Consider the following 18939-nt stretch of genomic DNA (forward strand, 5'->3'; position numbering starts at 1 on the left):
GCCCATCCCTGCCGTTGCCGTCGCCGCCACCTTGCCCTCAAACGCCTCGGCGCGGCAAGGGACCGGTTCAGTCGGTGTCCAGCCGGAACTTGCGGAACCGGGCGCCGGCATGGTCGACCTCTCCCACGTATTCCGCGCCCAACCGCCGCAGCGCGCCAAGGTGCCGCCGCGAGGGCGGCAGCAGGAAGGTGACATGGGGAATGCGCGGGTCATGCCGGGCAAAGGCGAGCATTCTGGCCGTGATCGCAAGGCCAAGCCCGAAACGGTCGGGCTTGAGCACCAGGCCGAAATCCCACTCCCCTTCTTCTTTCTGAAATCCGCCCCAGCCGGCATAGGCCCCGTCCAGCAGGATCGCCCAATGCCCCAGCCCGTCGCGCTGCCAGCAGGCCTCTTTGGTGGTGACGAATTCCCGCGCCACTGCGTCATCCCAGGCAAATGTCAGCAACGGCATGTGTTCGGCCATGCGGGGATCGGACATATGCGCCACGATGTCGCCAAGCGGAACCTCGGAGAGCCTTGCAAATGAAATCGGTTTTTCGCGCGCCATCAGGTACCCGGTGCCGTTGAACAGGGAATGAAGCCTGCCGTGCCCCATTACACCGGCCACGGCAAATCACATAGGCATCATTTGCATTTTTTTTATCGCGGCGATCCGCGCCTCGAGCCTTTGCTGATATTCACCGGTCAGCATTTCAAAGCGCTTCTTTTCGGTGCCGGCCACAAACCCGATCAGTGCGCCTGCGGGCGTGACGGCGGCAATGTCGAGCGCCTGCTGTTTGTTGACATGTTCTAGCTCGGAATTGAGCGCGCGAATGTCGCCCTGGGCGGTGGCGCAGTTGATCGGTTGCTTGGCCGCGCCGGGTTGCAGGATCGGTGCGATCTTGCGGCTGGTCCCGCCCCGCGCCACACCGGCATGACGCCCGTGGGATTCGGTAAAGACCTCGATAATCGCCGAGGTTTCGCCGTGGCGGCGAGAGGTCAGTAGGATGCCGTGATCGCGCCAGTCCAATTCGGGGTCCTGTCGGTGATTAAGTTGTGGTGTTCCCAGAAAATCGTGAAGGGTTCCGTTCTGCAATGGTTTTACACATCAAACGCGGAAAGATAGGTGAATCGCTTGGTCCGACGGCAGGGGACTAGTGATCTAAGCGGACGGAGCCGCCGTTCGCTGCTGTGCAGAACTCGCGACCCAATTTTATGACCGCTTCGCGTACCAAAACAGTCTGTTAATACCGTTCTTAGATGCCTGTATTTGGTCGCCCGAGAACGTGAATTTTCGGGGATATGCGCTAAGACAAAAAGTTCTTATCATGGCTGACATGACAAATAAAATACGCTCATCGCCTGAACTGGCAGCTATTGTGGAACGATGGATCAAAGCGTACGGTCGGGGTGATGGCGAAACCGTTGGACATCTTTTCTCCGACGATGCTGCTTTGTCGTACTTTGGCTCAGCCCAAGGTGAGTCCTGGAGGGGTGATGCATTGCGTCGCGGCATGGAGCAATACATCGGAGAGGTCCCACGTTTCGAATGGAACCCACAAGAACTTCGCGGATTTGAATGCGGATCACTTGGATGGGTGGAGTGGGAAGCGACCATTGACGGGATCGAAACTGGACAATCCGCACAATTGCGCTCCACCGTCATTCTGAACCTCGACAAGGGTTCTTGGAAGATAGTGCACGTTCACAATTCGATACCGGTCAACAATGTCGAGGGTTTCGGGTACCAAGCCAGAGGCTTTGAAGAACTGCTCGATGCCGCGCTCTCTACACCCTATGAACTCGGCCAAAGCGGCATAGCGACGGTGATGTTCACAGATATCGCGGACAGTACAACGATTGCCGAAGCAATAGGGGATACACTCTGGACGGACGCTGTTCATAAACACCTGAGACTGGTCGAACACCAGATCGTGGAGAGCGGGGGGCAAATGGTGAAATCACTCGGGGACGGCATGATGTCATCATTCGCATCCGCACGGGCAGCATTGTTGGCAGCGAAGAATATTCAGCAAAAGAACGCAGCGCAAACAGCAGAACCCAAACTGCAAGTCCGCATTGGCTTGCACACTGGTGAAGTGATTACTTCTGACGCGGATCATTTCGGAACGGTGGTAAACAAAGCTGCCCGGATAGCTGCACTTGCAGCACCGAGTGATATCTGTGTCTCGGATGCAACCCGGATCATGGTAGGTGGATCAACTGAATTTCATTTTGGCGACCAGATGACAGTTCCACTCAAAGGTCTGGATGGGGAACACTCGATATTCAAACTGGACTGGCGTGATGGCTCCTGAAATTGGAAATTCACAGCCAAGACAAACCAGCGAAACTGTGACGAAGTAAAAAGGCGGTTTTGGGGCTCAAAACCGACATGCATCTGGCCCGCTACTCCAGCCCCTCTTCGCCCAGCAGGTGCCGGCCTTGCCGGTCTTCGACCTCGATCACCCAGAGGTCGGGGTCAAAGCTGCGCTGGCGCTGGATGGCGTGATCCACGTCGCCCTCGGGACCAGAGGACAGTTCGACCCATGTGCGTTCGCCGCTCATCAGATCAAAGCTGCGCTGAAAGGCGGTGGCCTGCCCGTCGAGCGTGTTGAGCTTGACCAGAACCGCGCCCGCGGTGTCGTCGCCATGGGCCACGACAAAGGCGGGGATTTCCAAAAACCGCAGCCGCGCCAGATAGGCGTGAACCCAGAAATCGGCGGTCAGGCGGGTCATGCGTTGCCGTCTTTGAAATCCAGACCCATTTCCGAATAGCGCTCGGATTCCTCCAGCCAGTTGGGCCGGACTTTCACTTGCAGGAACAGGTGGATCTTGCGGTCGAGGAACTCTTCCAGTTCCGCCCGCGCGGCCTGACTGACGGCCTTGATCGTCTCGCCCTTCTTGCCCAGAACGATGCCCTTGTGACCGTCGCGCATGACATAGATGACCTGATCGATTCTGGCCGAGCCATCCTTGCGTTCCTGCCAGCTTTCCGTCTCGACCGTCAGCTGATAAGGCAGTTCCTGATGCAGGCGCAGGGTCAGCTTTTCACGCGTCATTTCGGCGGCGATCATGCGCATCGGCAGATCGGCGATCTGATCTTCGGGATACAGCCATGGGCCTTCGGGCAGCTGCTGGGCCAGCCATTTGCGCAGATCCTCGACGCCATACCCGCGCTCGGCCGAGATCATGAAAGTCTTGGCAAAGGGATAACGGTCGTTCAGATCCTTGGTCAGGCCCAACAGCACGTCCGATTGCACCTTGTCGATCTTGTTGATTGCCAGCGCGACCTTGCGGCCCTGGCCGATCTCGCCCAGACCCTCCAGAATGCGCTCCACCCCTTCGGTGATGCCGCGATGGGCCTCGACCATCAGCACGACGATATCGGCATCCGCTGCCCCGCCCCAGGCGGCCGCGACCATCGCGCGGTCGAGCCGACGGCGCGGCTTGAACAGACCTGGCGTGTCGACAAAGACAAGCTGCGCCTCGCCCTCCATCGCGACGCCGCGAATGCGGGCGCGGGTGGTCTGAACCTTGTGCGTCACGATCGAGACCTTGGCCCCGACCATGCGGTTCAACAAAGTGGACTTGCCCGCGTTGGGCTCACCGATCAGGGCAACAAATCCGGCGCGTGTGGTCATCAGTTTTCTATCCTGCTAGCAGGGCCGCACCCCTACAGGAGTTTGCCGTGGCGGACCAGAGGGATTCGCGCCGCGCGACTGCAAAGAAAAAGGGGCGCTGCCCCTCTTGACCTGCGGGCAATTCACCCCGGGGTATTTTGAGGGACTGCGTCCCTCAATCGAAAGTCAAAAAGAGCGCGCCGGAGGCGCCCAACTTCACGACTGGCTCAGGCGATCCAGCAACGCCTTGGCCGCGGCCTGTTCGGCCTGGCGTTTCGAACCCGCTGTGGCCTGCGCTTCGGTTCCGTCCTGCAGCCGGGCGGCGATGGTGAAGACGGGGGCGTGGTCGGGGCCGCTGCGTTTGACCTCGACATAACTGGGTGGTTTCTGGCCGCGCGCCTGGGCCCATTCCTGAAGCGCGGTTTTGGCGTCGCGGGCGTCGGCCTCGACCTTATGGATACGGTCGCCCCAGAGGGCTAGGATGACGTCTCGGGCGGCTTCGAACCCGGCATCGCGATAGACGGCGGCAATGACCGCTTCCATCGCGTCGCCCAGCAGAGCCTGCTTGCGCCGCCCGCCCGACAGCATCTCGGAGCGTCCGAGTTTCAGCACCGCGCCCAGATCGACCTGGCGGGCGACATCGGCGCAGGTTTCCTTGCGCACCAGCGCGTTGAAACGGGGGGCCAGCTGGCCTTCGGCCGCGGTCTTGTCCGCCTCCAGCAGCGCGGTTGCCATCACCAGACCCAGCACCCGGTCACCCAGAAACTCGAGCCGCTGGTTGTCGGGACGGGTCGGCGCCGAGACCGAGCCGTGCGTAAGCGCACGCAGCAAAAGCTCGGGACGTTCGAACCGGTGGCCGATGCGCTGTTCGAAGGCCTTTATTTCGGCTGACAGTTTCACTGAACGCCTTCGAAGAACCGGTCGCCGCGCCAGGTCCAGAAGAACAGCATCGAGCGGCCCGCGGACGAGAACATGATCCGGTCGGCGCGCCCGATCAGGTTTTCATAGGGCACGAACCCCACGCCGCCGGCGGATTGCGGCAGGCGGCTGTCGCTGGAATTGTCGCGGTTGTCGCCCATGAAGAAATAGTGGCCTTCGGGCACTGCGTAGATGCCGGTGTGATCCGAGGACTGGTCGCCGATATTCAGGATCGTGTGCGACACGCCGTTCGGCAGGGTTTCGATCTTGCGTGACTTGATGCAGATGCCGCCGGTGCCGACCGGCCCGTTTTCGCAGCGCGGGCGCAGGCCCTGCGGCCCCTGAGGTGCTTCGATTTCTTCGAACACGCCGTCATCCTGCAGCTTGACCGGCGTGCCATTGATGATCAGGACGCCATCGCGCACCTGGATCTTGTCACCGGGCAGACCAATCAGGCGCTTGATATAGTCGCGTCCCGAAACCGGGTGGCGAAAGACGATCACGTCGCCGCGTTCCGGTTCGCCGCCCAGGATGCGGGTATTGTCGCCCTTCATCCAGCCGCAGATATCATCGGCATCTATGTTGATGCCGAAACGGGGCAGGATCAGGCTGGGACATGAGGCGTAGGAATAACCATAGGCCATCTTGTTGACGAACAGGAAATCGCCGATCAGCAGCGTCTGTTTCATCGAACCGGATGGAATCCAGAATGGCTGAAAGAACAGGGTGCGGAAGACGCCCGCGATCAACAGGGCATAGACGATGGTCTTGATCGTCTCCCACAGGGCGCCGCCGGTTTTGGCTTTCTCGGCCATACTGCTCTCTCCAGTCCTTGTCTGATTGGGTGCTACATGCGGGGCCGGTGGGGCCGAGTCAAGGCCGTGCGGCGGCTTCGTGACGGGGCCGCGCCTCGATCACCACAAAGGCCTGCGCCCAGGGGTGATCATCGGTCAGGGTTACGTGGATGATCGCCTCGTGGCCTGCGGGCGTCATTTCCCTGAGCCTCTCCGCCGCCCAGCCGGTGACGTGCATGACCGGCTGACCCGAGCGGAGGTTCGTCACCGCCATGTCCTTCCAGGCGATGCCCATGCGCAGACCGGTGCCCAGCGCCTTGGAACACGCCTCTTTCGCGGCCCAGCGCTTGGCATATGTGCCGGCGGTATCGGCGCGGCGTTCGGCCTTGGTCTGTTCGGTCTCGGTGAACACGCGGTCACGGAACCGATCGCCGAACCGGTCGAGCGTTCGCTGGATGCGGTCGATATTGGCGAGATCGGTGCCAATTCCCAAAATCATGCGGTCCCCCTGGAATCTGTCGGCACAATCAACGCCAAACGGCCCCATATGGCAAGCAGATGCCGGGAATTATCTGTGCTACACTCCGGTCACAGGCATGACCAACAAAACGAGGATCGAAATGCGCCGACTGATACTGCTGCTATATCTGGGGGCGTTCCTATCGGGCGCACAGGCGCAGGAAAGCACCTGCGGCGGGCCGGATGCGCCCTGTGTCGCGGGCGAGACCGAGTATCTGCTGGCCCTGCCTGACGGGGTGCAGGGCGCGCCCGTGGTCATCTTTCTGCACGGCTATGCGGCGACACCGAAAGCGGTGATGGGAAATGATGCTCTGGTCGGGGCGTTTACCGCGCGCGGGTTTGCGGTGGTGGCCCCGGCGGGGCAGGTCGATATCGGCAATCCCAAGGCGCTGGATTGGGGCGTGCATGACGGGCACCGCTGGCCGCGCGACGACAAGGGCGCGCTGGAAGCGGTCAGGGCGGACGCACTTGCCCGGTTCGGGTTCGACCCCGACCGGGTCTTTCTGGCCGGATACTCTCGCGGCGGCTCGATGGTTTGGGATATCGCCTGCCAGACCCCGGATTTCGCGCTCGGCTACGCCTCGGCTTCGGGTGCCTTCTGGGAGCCGATGTGGCGGCGCTGCAAGGGGCCGGTGCACATGCACCACTCGCACGGATTTGCCGACCGGACGGTTCCGCTGGAAGGCCGGGAAGTCACCTTTGGCGGCTGGGATTTCGAACAGGGCAGTGTTTTCAAGTCTCTGGGGATCCTTGCCAAGACCAATGGCTGCGGGCAGATGGCGGATACCGTTTCGGCCAAGGGCACGCGCTGGAACAAGGCGTGGACCAAGTGCCAGGCCGGATCGCTGGTATTCTCGCTTGGCCCAAACGGGCATGGACGGCAACCGGACTGGGCGGACAGTGTGGCGGAGTGGTTTACAACCCTCTCGGCCCCTGACCGCGCACCCGACTGAAAGCCCGGCTCAGTTCACAAGCCCCGCATTGGTGAGGTAGGTTGCCATGCCCTCGATATTGAGCGGGCGCCAGGCTTCGTACTGGCCCCAGTCCTTGTAATCGTCGAGCGTCAGTTCGGCCTGGATGTCTGCGACCGGCTTGCCTGCCTTGAGACCTTCAAGCACACCGGCGCGCAGAGTTTCGAAATAACCCAGATGCTCGGCCAGATCCTCATGCGTGCCGATCTTGCCGTGGCCGGGAGCGAACACCTCGAAATCGAGTGCCATGGCGGTCTTGATCTGGTTGATCCAGTCATCCGCATTGGCGCCGCCCAGCGTCTGATAGGGCAGCCGGTCGGGCGCGGCGACATCGACGATGAAGCCCACATTCTCGGGGCGGACGACGACGGCCAGCATGTCCTCGCCATGGCCCGGGCCGAGATAGGTCAGTTCCAGCGTCTTGCCGCCCAGTTCGAGCGTGTGGCTGTCGCCGATGCGGAGATCCGGGGTTACGCCGTCGATGGCGTCGGGGGCGTTTTCATGGACGATCACCTGTGCGCCATCATGGGCGGACCCGCCCGAGGCGTGGTCCAGATGGCTGTGCGAATAGATCAGGTGCGTGACCGGCTGGTCGGTGATCTGGCCCAGATTTTCGTTCAGCCACGCGCCTGCACCGGCGTTGATCGGATCGACGCGGATGGTGCCTTCGGGCGTGGCGACGATCAGGGATTGATGGAAATTGTTGCGGAAGAGATAGACATCGCCCTTGACCGGGATCAGTTCGCGCTGCGCGTCCTGCGCCAGAGCCGCGCCGCCGACTGTCAAAAGGAAAACGGAAACGAGGGTTCTTGCAATCATCGAAGTATCCTCCGTGTTATGAATACCCCAAGATGCCATCCGGCTTGCCGTTACGGCAACGCGCCTCTGCTCACATGATTGTGAACCGGATCAGATCAGCCGTGCGGTCAGCAGTTTGAGCGAGGCGGCGCCGAAGAGAAGCCCGAAGGCCAGATCGAACCCGCGCTTGGCGCGCAGATAGGCGCGGGCAATGGGCGGGGCCGAAAACAGCAGGGCATAGCCGATGAAGACGGTGACCGACGTGGCGGACAGGGCCGCAAACAATAACCAGACCGACAGGGTGCCCGCCGCCGGGACCAGGGCAATGGCATAGATCGAACCCCATGCAAGGATTGCCTTGGGGTTGGTCAGATGCAGGGTCAGCCCCTTGAAGAAGAACGCCTTGCGCGGGGCCGCAACGGGAGCGACCGCCGAGCCGCGCCATGCCGAGCGCAGCGATTTGAGCGCGAGATAAAACAGATAGGCCGCACCGGCATAGCGCACCGCCTCGAACAGCCAGGCATTGGCCAGCATCAGGGCGGAAAAGCCAAGCCCCGCGGCAAGGCCCCAGATCGCGGAGCCGGCCACGACACCCGCCGCAATCGCCATGCCCGCCGCCCGGCCATGCGCCATCGACGTGCCGGATATGGCCAGCGTCGCCGGACCGGGGCTGCCCCCGGCCAGTGCCCAGCCGGTGAGGATGACAGGGAGCGGGATCAGCAGGTCGGTCACGCGCGCGCTTCATCCATCAGTTTGCGCATTTCCGCAATTGCCGGGGTCAGGCCGCGAAAGATCGCTTCGCCGATCAGGAAATGGCCGATGTTCAGCTCGCGCACCTCGGGGAAGGCGGCGACGGGTTTGACGGTGTCATAGGTCAGGCCATGGCCTGCATGGACCTCGAGCCCCAGCGAATGGGCAAAGGTGGACATCTGGCGCAGCGATTCAAGCTCGCGCGCGGCGTCTTCCATCCGGTCTTCGGCATGGGCGTCGCAATAGGCGCCGGTGTGCAGTTCGATCACCTCGGCGCCGATGCGGTGAGCGGCCTCGATCTGCCTCATGTCAGCCGCGATGAAGATCGACACGCGGCAGCCCGCCTCGCGCAGGGGGGCGATGAAGTGGGCCAGTTTGTTTTCCTCGCGCGCGACTTCGAGCCCGCCTTCGGTGGTGCGTTCCTCGCGCTTTTCGGGGACGATGCAGACGGCGTGCGGCTTGTGGCGCAGGGCGATTTTCTGCATCTCGTCGGTCGCGGCCATCTCGAAGTTGAGCGGCACCGACAGCACCTCCATCAGGCCGTCGATATCGGCGTCCGAGATGTGGCGGCGGTCTTCGCGCAGGTGCGCGGTAATGCCGTCGGCGCCCGCTTCTTCGGCCAGCCTGGCGGCGCGCAGCGGGTCGGGATAGGCCCCGCCGCGCGCATTGCGCACAGTGGCCACGTGGTCGATATTCACGCCGAGACGCAGATGGGTGTCAGACATCGTTAGAATCCTTTTCCTGCCCTGTGGCCGAGCCTAGAGGCTTTGACGGCACCGCGTCAGCCCTTACCTGGGCCAAACGTTTGATTTGGTCGAATTTCTTTTTGATCTTGGTGCGGCGGCGCTGCTGATAGGTGCGCACCAATGGCAGGCTGAGATAATAGCAGACGACACCGGCAATGATGCCGGGCAGGATGCCACCGATCATGTAGGGGAAGAACACCTCGTCATAGAACACGCCCAGCCCGTGCCAGTCGGCATCTCGGTCGGTGAAGAGCGCGATGAAGTTGTCCTTGAGATCCGCCATGGCGTTGGCGAACTTGCCCATAAGCCCCTGAGTGTGCCCCTTTTCGAATTTGGTGCCCAGAAGGAAATGGCCGGTCTGCAGGCTGACCACGCCAATCGGGACATAAGTGAGCGGGTTGCCAAAGAAGGTGCCGCTGAGCGAGGCCAGAAAATTGCCGTTGATCATCCGGGCCACCACGGCGGCGATGACGAAGTGCATCCCGTAGAACGGCGTGAACGAGGCGAAGACCCCGGCGCCGACGCCGCGCGCGATGCGCTCGGGCGAATCCGGCAAGCGACGGATGCGGTGCTTGACGTAGTGAAAGGCGCGGGTCCAGCCGCCGCGCGGGTAGACGAACTCCGATGCGATCTGGACGGGAGAGCGGCGATCTCGGCGCTTGAAAACCACTCCTGATCGTCCCCTCTTAGTCCGTTTCCGCCGCTGCCAGATCGGAATCGCGGAACCGTTCGACCGCCGCCACGTCGCTTTCCGCTTCGAGCGTCAGCATCAACGAATGCAACTGTTCGACATCGCGCAGTTCCACGTTGATCAGCAGGCGGTAAAAGTCCGGTTTCCGATCCACGAATTCAAGGTTTGAGATATTGGCCTTTTTCTCGCCGATCAATGTGCAAATACGTCCCAGTACGCCGGCATCGTTGCCGATGGTCAGGTCGAGCGTGGCGCCGTAAACCGCCGGGTGGGTGCCGGAATGCCAGTGCAGGTCGACCCAGCGCTCGGGCTGGTTTTCATAGTCGCTGAGTCGGGCGCAGTCGATGGCGTGCACGACCACACCCTTGCCGCGATAGGTGATGCCGACGATGCGTTCGCCCGGCAGCGGCTGACAGCAGGGCGCGCGTTCGAAGCTTTGCCCCGCCTCCAGGCCGATCACCGCGCGCCGCAGAGGGATGGTTTCGCCCTCGTCGCGGGTGAGTTCAGGATAGACCGCCTCGATCACGTCATGCGCGGTCAGCTCGGCGCTGCCAAGGCGGGCCAGCAATTCGCTGCGGTCCTTGAGGCGCAGATGCCTGGCAGCGGTATCCAGAACCTTGTCGGTGGCCTTGCGCCCGACATGTTCAAAGGCGGCGCGCGCCAGTTCGTGGCCGAGTTTGACAAAGCGTTCGCGGTCCACCTCGCGCAGGGCGCGGCGGATGGCGGTGCGGGCCTTGCCGGTCACCGCGATTTCCAGCCAGGTTACCTGAGGTGTCTGGCCGTCGGCGGTGATGATATCGACCGATTGACCGTTCTTGAGCCGGGTCCAGAGCGGCACCCGGATGCCGTCGACCTTGGCGCCGACGCAGGCGTGGCCGATGCGGGTATGGATGGCATAGGCAAAGTCGATGGGTGTCGCCCCGCGTGGCAGTTTCACCACGTCGCCCTTGGGGGTAAAGCAGAACACCTGGTCGGAATACATCTCGAGCTTGACGGCTTCGAGGAAGTCCTCGTGATCCTCTTCGGTGTCGAACTGTTCGGTCAGGCTGGAAATCCACTTGGCCGGGTCCACCGCAAAGGGGTTTTCCGAGCGCACGCCGTCGCGGTACGACCAGTGGGCCGCAACACCGGTTTCGGCCACGTCATGCATCTGGCGGGTGCGGATCTGAACCTCGACCCGTTTGCCGTCGCGGCCCGACACGGTGGTGTGGATCGAGCGATAGCCGTTCGATTTCGGCTGGCTGATGTAATCCTTGAACCGCCCCGGCACCGCCCGCCAGCGCTGGTGGATCGCGCCCAGCGTGCGATAGCAGTCTTCCTCGGTCTGGGTGATGATGCGGAACCCGTAGATATCGGACAGACGCGAGAAGCCCTGATCCTTTTCCTGCATCTTGCGCCAGATCGAATAGGGTTTCTTGGCGCGGCCGAACACCTCGGCCTCGATGCCCGCCTTTTCCAGCTCGTGCCGCATGTCACCGGTGATGCGATGGATCACGTCGCCGGTTTCACGTTGCAGGGTGATGAAGCGACGGATGATGGACTGGCGGCCTTCGGGATTCAGGACACGGAAAGCGAGGTCTTCGAGTTCCTCGCGCATCCATTGCATGCCCATCCGGCCTGCCAGCGGCGCGTAGATATCCATCGTCTCGCGCGCCTTGACCACCTGTTTTTCCGGGCGCATCGCCTTGATGGTGCGCATGTTGTGCAGACGGTCGGCCAGCTTGACCAGAATGACCCGCAGGTCCTTGGACATGGCCATGAACAGCTTGCGGAAGTTTTCCGCCTGCTTGGTCTCGTGGCTGGACAGTTGCAGGTTGGTCAGCTTGGTGACGCCATCGACCAGCTTGGCGACCTCATCCCCGAACATCTCGGCCACCTGGCCATAGCTGGCCTTGGTATCCTCGATGGTGTCATGCAGCAGGGCGGTGATGATGGTGGCGTCATCCAGACGCTGTTCGGTCAAAATGGCGGCAACGGCGACGGGATGGGTGAAATAGGGCTCGCCCGAGTGGCGGAACTGCCCCTCGTGCATCTTGTCGCCGAACTCGTAGGCCCGTTTCAGGCGATCGGAATTGGTTTTTGGATTGTAATTGCGGACCAGCGCAATCAGGTCTTCAGCAGAAATCATCCGGTCCGCACCTTCCCGTATCCGGGTTACCCCTGGCCCTGAGCCTCCATGAGGGCGCGCAGGAGCTTTTCTTCGGACATGTCGTCAGCGGCGGGCTTGTCCGATTCGGCACCCATCAGCAGGGCCATCTGGTCCTCTTCGGGCTCGTCGACCTCGATCTGGGTCTGGTTGGCTTCGATCAGGCGTTCACGCAGTTCGTCGGCCGTCTGGGTTTCGTCGGCGATTTCGCGCAGGGACACAACGGGATTCTTGTCGTTGTCACGGTCCACGGTGATCCCGGCGCCGGCGGAAATTTCGCGCGCGCGATGGGCGGCGAGCATCACCAGCTCGAACCGGTTCGGAACCTTGTCTACGCAGTCTTCTACCGTCACGCGGGCCATGAGGCACTCTCCAATCAGAAACCGTGTCAGGAAGGGGCTTATCTAAGGCGGAATCCCCGGCTTGACAAGCGCGAAATACCAACAAATCGGCAATCAGAGCGGTCTGACCGCCGCCACGTCGCCCCGAGGCAGGTCCGCCAGCATTTCTGTGACGGTCCGGCCCAGAACCGGATGCCGCCAGCCAGGGGCCACATCGGCCATCGGCACCAGGACAAAGGCCCGGTCCTGAAGGCGGGGATGGGGCAGAATCAGCTGTTCGGGCGCGACCCTGACCTGCTCTTCGGGTGGCAGGTTGAACCAGCGGTCATATTCCCGCGCGTCGGGCAGCACACTGTCCTGCCAACAGACGATGTCGAGGTCGAGCGTGCGCATGCCCCAGCGCTGTTCGCGTGCCCGCCCAAAGCGGTGTTCCACCCGGTGCAGAAGATCAAGCAATCCTTCGGGCGCAAGGTCTGTCTCCAGCAGCGCCGCCGCGTTCACGTAATCGGGTCCGGCCCCCGCCGGAAAGCAGGGCGTGGCATAGAATCGGCTGGCGGCGCGAATCGTCGCCCCTTCGTCGGCAAGCACGTCCAGCGCAAGTTGCAGGGTCGTCTGCGGGTCGGAGCCGTCGAAATTGAGGTTCGCCCCCAGTGCAATAACGGTTTCTTGTCTGCTATTGTTCATCAAATACTCCATATTCGACCCACAGAATGCTTGCGATAAGTCGCAAAATTCTTACATTAAGATCACCATTTCGCCGGTCACTCACCACTCACTCACGCAAATACTCGGCGAAAAGGGTGCACCGGAAGGGAAAAAGTTAATGTTTTATAAAGACGAACGGCTAGCGCTGTTCATCGACGGCTCGAATCTATATGCCGCCGCAAAAGCTCTGGGATTTGACATCGACTACAAATTGCTCCGTCAGGAGTTCATGCGTCGTGGGAAACTTCTGAGGGCGTTCTACTATACAGCGCTGCTTGAAAACGATGAGTATTCTCCGATCAGACCGCTGGTGGACTGGCTGCATTACAACGGTTTCACCATGGTCACGAAACCGGCGAAGGAATACACCGACAGCATGGGCCGCCGCAAGGTCAAGGGGAACATGGATATCGAACTGACCGTGGATGCCATGGAACTGGCGCCGCGCGTGGATCATATCGTGCTGTTCTCGGGCGATGGCGATTTCCGCCCGCTGATTGCCAGCCTGCAACGCCAGGGCGTGCGGGTCTCGGTGGTGTCGACCATCCGCAGCCAGCCGCCGATGATCTCGGACGAGCTGCGCCGCCAGGCCGACAACTTCATCGAGCTGGAAGAGCTGCGCGACGTGATCGGACGCCCGCCGCGCGACATTCCGGCCGAGGATCGGAACTATGCCGCGGCAGGCGGTCGCTGAGCGACACACGATCGGCTGAATTCAGGGGGTTCGGTCAGGGAAAAGCGCGGCCAGGTTCGGATGAGCCTGGCCGCGTCGCTTTAAATATGACTCGTACTGAAACGAGTCATGTTCTAGCGCGCAAAGATGACGGCAGGATGACAAAACCTTGGTCACTTGTCGTATCCGGCGAAATCTCCTACGTGTCGGCGGCAAGGAGATGACGACCATGACCAGACCGCCGCTTTCCCTGTATCTGGCCGCGCCGCGCGGATTTTGCGCGGGCGTGGACCGGGCCATCAAGATCGTCGAGATGGCATTGGAGAAATGGGGCGCACCGGTCTATGTGCGCCACGAGATCGTGCACAACAAGTATGTCGTGGACGGGCTGCGCGAAAAGGGTGCGGTGTTTGTCGAGGAACTGGAAGAATGTCCCGACGACCGCCCGGTGATCTTTTCGGCGCATGGGGTGCCGAAATCGGTGCCCGCGGATGCCGAGCGGCGCAACATGGTTTATGTCGATGCCACCTGCCCGCTGGTGTCCAAGGTGCATATCGAGGCGCAGCGCCATGCCGAGGCCGGGTTGCAGATGATCATGATCGGCCACAAGGGTCATCCCGAGACGGTCGGTACCATGGGACAGCTGCCCGAGGGCGAAGTTCTGCTGGTGGAAACGGTCGCGGATGTGGACCGGGTTGCGGTGCGCGATCCCGAACGGCTGGCCTTTGTCACCCAGACCACCCTGTCGGTCGATGATACCAAGGATATCGTGGCGGCCCTGCAGGCGCGGTTTCCCGCCATTGTCGGGCCGCACAAAGAAGACATCTGTTACGCCACCACCAACCGGCAGGAGGCGGTCAAGGCCATCGCGCCGAAATCGGATGCGCTGCTGGTGGTGGGGGCGCCGAATTCGTCCAATTCGCGCCGTCTGGTCGAGGTCGCCTCGAAGGCCGGGTGCCGCTATGCGCAGCTGGTGCAGCGCGCCACGGATATCGACTGGCGGGCGCTGGACGGTATCGCCTCGGTCGGCATCACCGCCGGGGCCTCGGCGCCGGAGGAGCTGATCAACGAAGTGATCGACGCCTTTCAGGACCGCTATGCCGTCACGGTCGAGATTATCGAAACCGCCACCGAGAGTGTCGAATTCAAGGTTCCGCGCGTGTTGCGCGCTTAGGAAAGGGGGCCGCGATGACCAAAGACCGAACCCTGTCCGTCTATGACGCGAAAAGCCAGGCCTATCTGGACATGGTCAGTGACTGGAACGACCCCTGTCTGGACGCTTTCATCGCCGCGATACCGGCGGGGGCGCATGTGCTGGATCTGGGCTGCGGTCCCGGCCATGCGGCGGCAATGATGGCCCAAGCGGGGTTGCGCGTGACGGCGACCGACGGATCAGCCGAAATGGTGCGGCTTGCGGCCCGAAACCCGGGTGTCGAAGCGCGGCAGGAGGTGTTTGACGACATCGCCGGGGTCGATATCTATGACGGGATCTGGGCGAGTTTTTCACTGTTGCACGCGCCCAAGGCCAAGTTACCCCTGCATCTCGCGGCGCTGCACCGGGCCGCGCGTTCCGGTGCGCGGCTGCATCTGGTGCTGAAGCTGGGGCAAGGCGAGAAGGTGGACGAGTTTGGCCGGTTCTATGCCTACTATGAGCGGTCCGAGCTGGAAGACCTGCTTGCCAAGGCGGGCTTTTCCGTCCATTCGCATGTGACCGGGGCCGACGCGGGGTTTTCGGGTCGTGTCGAGGAATGGATTGCAATCACTGCTCATGCCTGAATTGTTTGCCTATACGGACGGGGCGTGCTCCGGCAATCCCGGCCCGGGGGGCTGGGGCGTGCTGCTGCGCGCAGTTGACGGCGAGCGTATCCTGAAGGAGCGCGAGCTGAGCGGTGGCGAGGCAGAAACCACCAACAACCGGATGGAACTGCTGGCCGCGATCAACGCACTGGAAACGCTGGAGCGGCCCACGCAAATCACCGTCGTGACCGACAGCGCCTATGTCAAGAACGGGGTCACCGGCTGGATATTCGGGTGGAAGAAAAACGGCTGGCGCACGTCAAACAAGAAGCCGGTCAAGAATGTCGAGCTGTGGCAACGGCTGGACGAGGCGCAGGCCCGTCATCAGGTGACCTGGGAATGGGTCAAGGGCCATGCGGGACATCCGGAAAACGAGCGCGCCGATGAACTGGCGCGCGCGGGCATGAAGCCGTTCAAGAAGCCCGCTCAGTCGCAGTCATAGAATTTCTTGCGCCCGCCGATACAGTCGGATGGCCGGATGGGCACCATCTTGGTGGCGTCCTTGCGTGTGACGAATCCGGGAACCCCTGTGACCTCGTTTGTATCACTGTCGTCCGTCTGGGCGGGTTTGGCTGCCTGGGTCGTGCGCTGTGTGGTCGTCTGTGTCCTGGGCTTTGTCGTGCGGGTCGGTGTCGATGTACGGGCCACCTTGGGGCAGGCAATTCCCGGCTTGGCCTCGATCGCGGCGACAAGTTCCTGATACCCGCGCACGCCGTCCTGATAGCTGTCGGTCAGCGGCATCCCCGCCTGTTTGAGAAACGCCGCCGTGGCCGCCTGTGAGCGTCGCCCGAAATCGCCGTCAATGGCCCCAAGGTAACATCCCCTTTCCTTCAACCGCGTCTGCGCCAGCCGCGTCGCTTCTTCAAGGGTCATCTCGGGTTCCGGTTTCACCTCGGGTTCTGGGTTCTGCGCGGCCTCCGGTTCCGGTTCGGCTGCGGGTTCCGGGTTGGCCAAAGCCGGCGTTTGCGGTTCTTCGGTGGCGGGCATCGCGGCGATCACTTCGGATCGGGGCGCCGGTGCGGTGGCATCGGAAGAAATCGCCGTACGATTGGCAGGCCTGAGTTCTTCGCGTTTTTCCAGGGCGAAAGCATAGAGGGGATGCGTGCTTTGATCCTCGAACTTGATGAGGAAGGCATCCCAGGCTTCGAAACTTCCCGCGCGGTCGGCCTCGATGAAGTCTTGCGAGATCGACGCTGTCGGGGGCGGTGGCACGCTTGGTTGTGGTTCTGGCGCGGCCCGGCCCGTGCCGCTTTCGGGGTTGATCACGTATTCGCCGCCGCCGAGCGAGGAATAGACGAAGGGCGCGGCCCCCGGCACCGATTGGCGCATGCTGTCGCGGACACGGCCCAGCAGTTGGCGCACATCCGTCGGCGGCCCCGCCATCGCATCAAGGAAGGCGGCGGTGAAGGGCGAGTTGCCGCCGGTTCGTCCGTCGGGCGTGATTTCACCAGCGGCGGCGGCGTAGGCGATCAGCGTGTCGGATTCGTTGGTCTGGACATCCGCGAGACCCTGCCGGGCGCTGCGGGTGCCGCCCTGCTGTTTCATGCGGGCCAGGAAGGGGTTGTTGCGGCACGCGTCGAGCACCACCATCTTCATCCGCCGCGCGCCCGAGATCTGGCGCAGGATCAGATCCATCTCGACCATTTCCAGACCGGCGTCGCGCACATCTTCGAGGCGGGCATCGACCGGCATCAGATAGTTGGTGCCGCCGATCTCGATCCCGTGCCCGGCGTAATAGACCATGGCGATTTCCGAACGATCCGCCATCGCGCGGAAATTGCGCAGCGTTTCGCGCATCTGCACGCGGTTGAGGTTGTCGGCGCGGACGACCTCGAACCCCTGATCTTCGAGCAGGACAGAGACGGCGGCGGAATCATTGCGGGGATTGTCCAGCGGCGCGACCGCCTGATAGTCGGAGTTTCCGATTACCAGCGCCACCCGGTCGGCCCATGCGCAGACCGGCAGGATCAGAATAATCAGAATGGCCGCCAGAAACTTCATCGGCACCTCGGGTTACACGTCACGGACAGTTTATCCGAGAATTGGCCCGCCTCAAAGGATGCTGGTCACACAGATTATCGGCGGAAGTATTTTTGCCAGATCCAGATCACCAGCAAGGCCCCCAGCAGCGCGCCGACGAAGCCCGAAAGCCAGCCCATCATCGTCGCAAGCCCGCGCAGGACAAAGCCGCCGAGCAGCGCGCCGACGATGCCGATGGCCATGGTGGTGGGAATGTCGGCCTCGATCCGCATCAGGCGGGTAGCGAGAAATCCGGCGGCGGCGCCGATGACGATCAGGGCGACGACGGGCATGTCATTTCCTCCAGTGCGTGGGCACGATGATCAGCGCGCCTATGGACGAAATCACCGCGTTCAGGCCCGGAGAGCCGAAGCCGATCCCGAACATTATGCGGAAGAAATGGAAGATGAACGCGCCGCCGACACAGATGATGATGGATTGCACATAGCCGTTGCGGGTAAAGCCGGTCGCCTCGGACAGGTATCCGACGATCCCGGCAATGATGACCGTTCCCATCAGGATCATGAACATGCGGGCGCCCTCCGTCTAAAGCCGGGTTCCCGCGCCAACCGGGAAACCGCGCAGGAACGTCTTATTATCCTGCGCGCCTTTGCCCGCTCTTTGCAAGCGCAGCAGATCGACCGCGCCGGACCCGCAGGCCACGCGCAGGGTGTCGTTGAGAACCTCGCCCGGTTCCCCCTGCCCCTGCGCCAGCCGCGAGGCCAGCAGTTTGACCCGTTCGCCTTCGATTTCGGTCCAGGCTCCGGGGAACGGCGACAGGCCCCTGATCTGACGGTCGATCTCGGCGGCGGGCCGGGTCCAGTCCACCCGTGCCTCGGCCTTGTCGATCTTGGCGGCATAAGTGACGCCCGCATCCGGTTGCGGGGCGGGGGCGAGTTCGGGCAAGCTGGCCAATGTCTCGACGATCAGAGATGCACCCATGGCCGACAGGCGGTCGTGCAGTTCGGCGGTGGTTTCCTCTGCGCCGATGGGTGTGGCTTTGCGCAGCAGCACCGGGCCGGTGTCCAGCCCCGCCTCCATCTGCATGATGCAGACGCCGGTTTCGGCATCCCCGGCCATGATTGCCCGGTGGATCGGCGCGGCCCCGCGCCAACGCGGCAACAGGCTGGCATGGATATTGAGGCACCCCCGCGCGGGGGCATCCAGAATGGCTTGCGGCAGGATCAGGCCGTAGGCCACCACGACGGCCACGTCGGCCTGAAGCGCGGCAAAGGCGGCCTGTTCGTCGGGCGATTTGAGGGAAACCGGGTGACGCACCTCAAGGCCCAACGCCTCGGCGCGGGCATGAACCGGCGTGGGGCGGTCTTTCTTGCCGCGCCCGGCGGGGCGCGGGGGCTGGCAGTAGACGGCGGCGATGTCGTGACCGGCACCAACCAGCGCGTCGAGCACCGGGACAGAGAAATCGGGAGTGCCCATGAAGATGACGCGCATGATCTGCTCCGGGGTTG

The 18939-nt window shown here is 62.5% G+C and carries 23 protein-coding genes and 1 pseudogene; 6 read left to right on the top strand and 18 right to left on the bottom strand.

All coding sequences use genetic code 11. The features are described from left to right. Nucleotides 1-67: 67 nt before the first annotated feature. Together ACR0LZ_RS20435 and recO are read right to left on the bottom strand one after the other, a co-directional pair. Nucleotides 68-547: a GNAT family N-acetyltransferase gene (locus tag ACR0LZ_RS20435; protein ID WP_480752097.1), complete on the bottom strand. Its 480-nt coding sequence runs from the start codon at nucleotides 545-547 to the stop codon at nucleotides 68-70. A 306-nt stretch (nucleotides 548-853) separates the two neighbouring features. Next, nucleotides 854-1009: pseudogene (recO, locus tag ACR0LZ_RS20440) on the bottom strand (DNA repair protein RecO); the annotation flags it as partial. A gap of 298 nt (nucleotides 1010-1307) precedes the next feature. Here recO and ACR0LZ_RS20445 point away from each other — a divergent pair. Beyond that, on the top strand, nucleotides 1308-2297 hold the full coding sequence (locus tag ACR0LZ_RS20445) for a nuclear transport factor 2 family protein (RefSeq protein WP_480752044.1): 990 nt from the start codon (nucleotides 1308-1310) through the stop codon (nucleotides 2295-2297). A 91-nt stretch (nucleotides 2298-2388) separates the two neighbouring features. On the opposite strand, the gene ACR0LZ_RS20450 is transcribed toward ACR0LZ_RS20445, so the two are convergent. From ACR0LZ_RS20450 to acpS, 5 genes are all read right to left on the bottom strand, one after another. Beyond that, entirely contained in the window at nucleotides 2389-2718 is a 330-nt protein-coding gene (locus ACR0LZ_RS20450) for a DUF1491 family protein (RefSeq protein WP_480752045.1), read from the bottom strand. After that, nucleotides 2715-3623 (bottom strand): GTPase Era, encoded by a 909-nt coding sequence (era, locus tag ACR0LZ_RS20455; RefSeq protein ID WP_480752047.1) that lies wholly within the window; start codon nucleotides 3621-3623, stop codon nucleotides 2715-2717. The genes ACR0LZ_RS20450 and era overlap by 4 nt, the downstream gene beginning before the upstream one ends. Nucleotides 3624-3818: 195 nt before the next feature. Further along, complete coding sequence (gene rnc, locus ACR0LZ_RS20460; RefSeq protein ID WP_480752049.1) at nucleotides 3819-4502, bottom strand: ribonuclease III; 684 nt, start codon at nucleotides 4500-4502, stop codon at nucleotides 3819-3821. Continuing rightward, on the bottom strand, nucleotides 4499-5335 hold the full coding sequence (lepB, locus tag ACR0LZ_RS20465) for a signal peptidase I (RefSeq protein ID WP_480752051.1): 837 nt from the start codon (nucleotides 5333-5335) through the stop codon (nucleotides 4499-4501). Before lepB ends, rnc begins: the two co-directional genes overlap by 4 nt. A 58-nt stretch (nucleotides 5336-5393) precedes the next feature. Then, nucleotides 5394-5813, bottom strand: coding sequence for a holo-ACP synthase (acpS, locus tag ACR0LZ_RS20470; RefSeq protein ID WP_480752052.1), 420 nt, complete (start codon nucleotides 5811-5813; stop codon nucleotides 5394-5396). Between the two features lie 97 nt (nucleotides 5814-5910). Between acpS and ACR0LZ_RS20475 the strand changes: the two genes are divergently transcribed. Continuing rightward, nucleotides 5911-6786 (top strand): CE1 family esterase, encoded by an 876-nt coding sequence (locus ACR0LZ_RS20475; RefSeq protein ID WP_480752054.1) that lies wholly within the window; start codon nucleotides 5911-5913, stop codon nucleotides 6784-6786. A gap of 9 nt (nucleotides 6787-6795) precedes the next feature. On the opposite strand, the gene ACR0LZ_RS20480 is transcribed toward ACR0LZ_RS20475, so the two are convergent. The 7 genes from ACR0LZ_RS20480 to folK form a co-directional block, all read right to left on the bottom strand. After that, a complete protein-coding gene (locus ACR0LZ_RS20480; protein WP_480752055.1) occupies nucleotides 6796-7623 on the bottom strand; it encodes an MBL fold metallo-hydrolase in 828 nt (275 codons plus the stop codon). A 90-nt stretch (nucleotides 7624-7713) separates the two neighbouring features. Beyond that, on the bottom strand, nucleotides 7714-8334 hold the full coding sequence (locus ACR0LZ_RS20485; RefSeq protein ID WP_480752056.1) for a LysE family transporter: 621 nt from the start codon (nucleotides 8332-8334) through the stop codon (nucleotides 7714-7716). Further along, complete coding sequence (locus ACR0LZ_RS20490) at nucleotides 8331-9077, bottom strand: pyridoxine 5'-phosphate synthase (RefSeq protein WP_480752058.1); 747 nt, start codon at nucleotides 9075-9077, stop codon at nucleotides 8331-8333. Before ACR0LZ_RS20490 ends, ACR0LZ_RS20485 begins: the two co-directional genes overlap by 4 nt. Further along, entirely contained in the window at nucleotides 9070-9768 is a 699-nt protein-coding gene (locus tag ACR0LZ_RS20495; RefSeq protein WP_480752060.1) for a DUF2062 domain-containing protein, read from the bottom strand. Before ACR0LZ_RS20495 ends, ACR0LZ_RS20490 begins: the two co-directional genes overlap by 8 nt. A 16-nt stretch (nucleotides 9769-9784) precedes the next feature. Continuing rightward, nucleotides 9785-11917: a RelA/SpoT family protein gene (locus tag ACR0LZ_RS20500; protein ID WP_480752061.1), complete on the bottom strand. Its 2133-nt coding sequence runs from the start codon at nucleotides 11915-11917 to the stop codon at nucleotides 9785-9787. 26 nt (nucleotides 11918-11943) lie between these two features. After that, nucleotides 11944-12297 (bottom strand): DNA-directed RNA polymerase subunit omega, encoded by a 354-nt coding sequence (rpoZ, locus tag ACR0LZ_RS20505; protein WP_480752063.1) that lies wholly within the window; start codon nucleotides 12295-12297, stop codon nucleotides 11944-11946. A gap of 93 nt (nucleotides 12298-12390) precedes the next feature. Beyond that, on the bottom strand, nucleotides 12391-12960 hold the full coding sequence (gene folK / locus ACR0LZ_RS20510) for a 2-amino-4-hydroxy-6-hydroxymethyldihydropteridine diphosphokinase (protein WP_480752064.1): 570 nt from the start codon (nucleotides 12958-12960) through the stop codon (nucleotides 12391-12393). Between the two features lie 139 nt (nucleotides 12961-13099). Between folK and ACR0LZ_RS20515 the strand changes: the two genes are divergently transcribed. From ACR0LZ_RS20515 to rnhA, 4 genes are all read left to right on the top strand, one after another. Next, entirely contained in the window at nucleotides 13100-13675 is a 576-nt protein-coding gene (locus tag ACR0LZ_RS20515) for a LabA-like NYN domain-containing protein (RefSeq protein WP_480752066.1), read from the top strand. A gap of 208 nt (nucleotides 13676-13883) precedes the next feature. Continuing rightward, nucleotides 13884-14828, top strand: coding sequence for a 4-hydroxy-3-methylbut-2-enyl diphosphate reductase (ispH, locus tag ACR0LZ_RS20520; RefSeq protein ID WP_480752068.1), 945 nt, complete (start codon nucleotides 13884-13886; stop codon nucleotides 14826-14828). A gap of 14 nt (nucleotides 14829-14842) precedes the next feature. After that, on the top strand, nucleotides 14843-15430 hold the full coding sequence (locus ACR0LZ_RS20525) for a class I SAM-dependent DNA methyltransferase (protein WP_480752069.1): 588 nt from the start codon (nucleotides 14843-14845) through the stop codon (nucleotides 15428-15430). Further along, on the top strand, nucleotides 15423-15893 hold the full coding sequence (gene rnhA, locus ACR0LZ_RS20530) for a ribonuclease HI (RefSeq protein WP_480752070.1): 471 nt from the start codon (nucleotides 15423-15425) through the stop codon (nucleotides 15891-15893). Before ACR0LZ_RS20525 ends, rnhA begins: the two co-directional genes overlap by 8 nt. On the opposite strand, the gene ACR0LZ_RS20535 is transcribed toward rnhA, so the two are convergent. The 4 genes from ACR0LZ_RS20535 to fmt all read right to left on the bottom strand — a co-directional run bounded on the left by ACR0LZ_RS20535 (nucleotide 15878) and on the right by fmt (nucleotide 18922). Continuing rightward, nucleotides 15878-17452 carry a caspase family protein gene (locus tag ACR0LZ_RS20535; protein ID WP_480752072.1) on the bottom strand — a complete coding sequence of 525 codons (1575 nt, stop codon included), beginning with the start codon at nucleotides 17450-17452 and terminating at the stop codon, nucleotides 15878-15880. The genes rnhA and ACR0LZ_RS20535 overlap by 16 nt on opposite strands. Nucleotides 17453-17526: 74 nt before the next feature. Further along, complete coding sequence (locus ACR0LZ_RS20540) at nucleotides 17527-17763, bottom strand: GlsB/YeaQ/YmgE family stress response membrane protein (RefSeq protein ID WP_480752074.1); 237 nt, start codon at nucleotides 17761-17763, stop codon at nucleotides 17527-17529. A gap of 1 nt (nucleotide 17764) precedes the next feature. Further along, nucleotides 17765-18001 (bottom strand): hypothetical protein, encoded by a 237-nt coding sequence (locus tag ACR0LZ_RS20545; protein ID WP_480752075.1) that lies wholly within the window; start codon nucleotides 17999-18001, stop codon nucleotides 17765-17767. 15 nt (nucleotides 18002-18016) lie between these two features. Then, nucleotides 18017-18922: a methionyl-tRNA formyltransferase gene (gene fmt / locus ACR0LZ_RS20550; RefSeq protein WP_480752076.1), complete on the bottom strand. Its 906-nt coding sequence runs from the start codon at nucleotides 18920-18922 to the stop codon at nucleotides 18017-18019. Between the last annotated feature and the right edge of the window lie 17 nt (nucleotides 18923-18939).

This window comes from Ruegeria sp. CI1, assembly GCF_056536925.1.